Origin of the sequence: Streptomyces alkaliphilus, from assembly GCF_014141535.1 — a bacterium.
GTDB classification, from domain to species: domain Bacteria; phylum Actinomycetota; class Actinomycetes; order Streptomycetales; family Streptomycetaceae; genus Streptomyces; species Streptomyces alkaliphilus.
This window is the reverse complement of sequence record NZ_VKHT01000551.1, coordinates 1-3,509: the sequence shown is the minus strand read 5'-3', so window position 1 is coordinate 3,509 and position 3,509 is coordinate 1. Positions and strand designations below refer to the sequence as shown.

2 protein-coding genes are annotated in these 3,509 nt (G+C 70.3%); one reads left to right on the top strand and one right to left on the bottom strand.

What is annotated here, in order from left to right:
• The first annotated feature begins 234 nt into the window (after nucleotides 1-234).
• Nucleotides 235-3,072 (top strand): preprotein translocase subunit SecA, encoded by a 2,838-nt coding sequence (gene secA / locus FNQ90_RS16530; protein WP_182607089.1) that lies wholly within the window; start codon nucleotides 235-237, stop codon nucleotides 3,070-3,072.
• 94 nt (nucleotides 3,073-3,166) lie between these two features.
• On the opposite strand, the gene FNQ90_RS16525 is transcribed toward secA, so the two are convergent.
• Nucleotides 3,167-3,509, bottom strand: a 343-nt coding sequence (locus tag FNQ90_RS16525) for an Rv3235 family protein (RefSeq protein WP_228471313.1), incomplete at its 5' end; no start/stop codon positions are given.

The window sequence follows — 3,509 nt, the reverse complement described above, 5'->3', positions numbered from 1 at the left end:
CAGCGGCCCCCCGCAGCCCTCCGGTCCACCACCACCCTGAGCCCCTTCGTCCCTTTCCGTACCCGCCCCGGGGCCTCCGCCGTGATCGTCCCGTCACGGCGGGCGTCACGACACTGACACCTCGTCCCGCCCTCGCATACGATGGCCGGTGCGGCGGGGCCGCCTGAATGGAACGCCGCGCCCACGCACCCGACCGTGACGTGTCAGGCCCGACCGGCAAGGAGACCAACCCTCGTGTCCGTCTTCAGCAAACTCATGCGTGCAGGCGAAGGGAAGATCCTGCGCAAGCTGCACCGCATCGCCAACCAGGTGAATTCGATTGAAGAGGACTTCCTGGACCTGTCGGACGCCGAGCTGCGCGCCCTGACCGATGAGTACCGGGAGCGCCTGGCGGGGGGCGAGACCCTGGACGACCTGCTTCCCGAGGCCTTCGCCACCGTGCGCGAGGCGGCCAAGCGGGTGCTGGGACAGCGTCACTACGACGTGCAGTTGATGGGTGGCGCGGCCCTGCACATGGGCTACGTGGCGGAGATGAAGACCGGTGAGGGCAAGACCCTCGTCGGTACCCTGCCGACCTACCTCAACGCGCTCTCCGGCAAGGGCGTCCACCTCATCACGGTCAACGACTACCTGGCCCAGCGCGACTCGGAGTGGATGGGACGCGTCCACCAGTTCCTCGGGCTGTCCGTGGGGTGCATCACCGGCGGGATGCCGCCGGCCAAGCGGCGCGAGCAGTACGCCTGCGACATCACCTACGGCACCAACAACGAGTTCGGCTTCGACTACCTGCGCGACAACATGGCGTGGTCGAAGGACGAACTGGTGCAGCGGGGCCACAACTTCGCCGTGGTCGACGAGGTGGACTCCATCCTCATCGACGAGGCCCGCACCCCGCTGATCATCTCCGGCCCGGCCGACCAGGCGACCAAGTGGTACGCCGACTTCGCGAAGCTGGTCAAGCGCCTGGAGCGCGGCGAGGCCGCCGTCCCGACCCGGCAGCAGGCGGAGACCGGCGACTACGACGTGGACGAGAAGAAGCGCACCGTCGCCATCCACGACGCCGGCGTCGCCAAGGTCGAGGACTGGCTGGGCATCGACAACCTCTACGAGTCCGTGAACACCCCCCTGGTCGGTTACCTGAACAACGCCATCAAGGCCAAGGAGCTGTACAAGCGGGACAAGGACTACGTGGTCGTCGACGGCGAGGTCGTGATCGTCGACGAGCACACCGGTCGCATCCTCGCCGGTCGCCGCTACAACGAGGGCATGCACCAGGCGATCGAGGCGAAGGAAGGGGTGAAGATCAAGGACGAGAACCAGACCCTCGCCAAGATCACCCTTCAGAACTATTTCCGCCTCTACGACAAGCTCTCCGGCATGACCGGTACCGCGATGACCGAGGCGGCGGAGTTCCACCAGATCTACAAGCTCGGCGTGGTGCCCATCCCGACCCACCGCTCCCCCCAGCGGGTGGACCAGGCCGACCTCATCTACCGGACCGAGGTCGCCAAGTTCAACGCCGTGGTCGAGGACATCGTCGAGAAGCACGAGAGCGGACAGCCGGTGCTGGTCGGCACCACCTCGGTGGAGAAGTCCGAGTACCTCTCCCAGCAGCTGTCCAAGCGCGGGGTGCGGCACGAGGTGCTCAACGCGAAGAACCACGAGCGGGAGGCGCAGATCGTCGCCGCCGCCGGTCGTCGGGGCGCGGTGACCGTGGCCACCAACATGGCCGGTCGAGGCACCGACATCAAGCTCGGCGGCAACCCCGAGGAACTGGCCGAGGCCGAGCTGCGGGCCAAGGGCCTGGACCCGGTGGAGCACTCCGAGGAGTGGGCCGCGGCGCTGCCCGCGGCGCTGGAGCGCGCGGAGCAGGCGGTCAGCGAGGAGTTCGAGGCGGTCAAGGAGCTCGGCGGCCTGTACGTGCTGGGCACCGAGCGCCACGAGTCGCGGCGCATCGACAACCAGCTGCGCGGTCGTTCCGGCCGTCAGGGCGACCCCGGTGAGTCCCGCTTCTACCTCTCCCTGGGCGACGACCTGATGCGCCTGTTCAAGGCGCAGATGGTCGAGCGCGTCATGGCGATGGCGAACGTGCCGGACGACGTGCCGATCGAGAACAAGATGGTCACCCGGGCCATCGCCTCCGCCCAGGGCCAGGTCGAGCAGCAGAACTTCGAGATCCGCAAGAACGTCCTGAAGTACGACGAGGTCCTCAACCGGCAGCGCGAGGTCATCTACGCCGAGCGTCGCCGGGTGCTGGAGGGCGCCGACCTGCACGAGCAGGTGCGCTTCTTCATGGAGGACACCATCGAGGCGTACGTCCGCGCGGAGACGGTCGAGGGCTTCGCCGAGGAGTGGGACCTGGAGCGGCTGTGGGGCGCGTTCAAGCAGCTCTACCCGGTGTCGGTGACGGTCGACGAGCTGATCGAGGCGGTCGGTGAACGCGAGGGCCTGACCCCCGAGTTCATCGCCGAGGAGGTCAAGCGGGACGTCAACGAGCAGTACGACGCCCGGGAGGAGCAGCTCGGCTCCGAGGTCATGCGCGAGTTGGAGCGCCGGGTGGTCCTCTCCGTGCTGGACCGCAAGTGGCGCGAGCACCTCTACGAGATGGACTACCTCCAGGAGGGCATCGGCCTGCGGGCGATGGCCCAGCGCGACCCGGTGGTGGAGTTCCAGCGCGAGGGCTTCGACATGTTCACCGCCATGATGGACGCCATCAAGGAGGAGTCGGTCGGCTACCTGTTCAACCTGGAGGTCCAGGTGGAGCGCCGGGTCGAGGAGGTGCCGGTGGAGGCCGGTGCCGGCGCGGGTGCCGGTGCTCCGCAGCTCACCAAGGGCTCCGACACCCCGGCCCCGGCGGGCACCCCGGCGCGGCCGGCCATCCGGGCCAAGGGGCTGGAGGCCCCGCAGCGGGCCGAGCGGCTGCACTTCTCGGCGCCGAGCGTGGACGGCGAGGGCGGGGTCGTCGAGGGCGACTTCGACGCGGACGCCGGTGCCTCGCCGCCCGGTGACGGCATGAGCCGTGCCGAGCGCCGCAAGGCGCAGAAGTCGGGCGGTCGCCGACGTCGGAAGTGAGCCCGCCCCGGGGTCCCGGACCCCGGACGAGGTGTGAGGGTGCCGGTCCGATCCCCCTCGGGGGCGGGCCGGCACCGTCGTGTCCGGACCCCGATCAGCGGGAACAGCGGGCGCGGGCCGGTCGCGGGAGCCTCCGACCGGCGTGGTCGTCGGGCCCGCCCGGGTTCACCCGCCCCGGTCGGCCGCCGGGGGCGACGGGGTCGAGCGGGCCCAGGTCCACCGCCTCGCAGCGCCAGCCCCGGGGCCGGTGCCCGAGCCGGAAGGCGAGCGCGTGGAACCTCTCCGGGACGGCCACCCGGGCGAAAGCCTCCACCACGTCGGGGCGGGGCCGTGAGGACCCGAGCCCGACCAGCGCGGGGAAGGGGGTCGGGCGCCGACCGGCGGGCCGCAGCGGGGCGAGCGCGGCGCGGGGGATCAGGCGCTCGTATGTCTCGGCG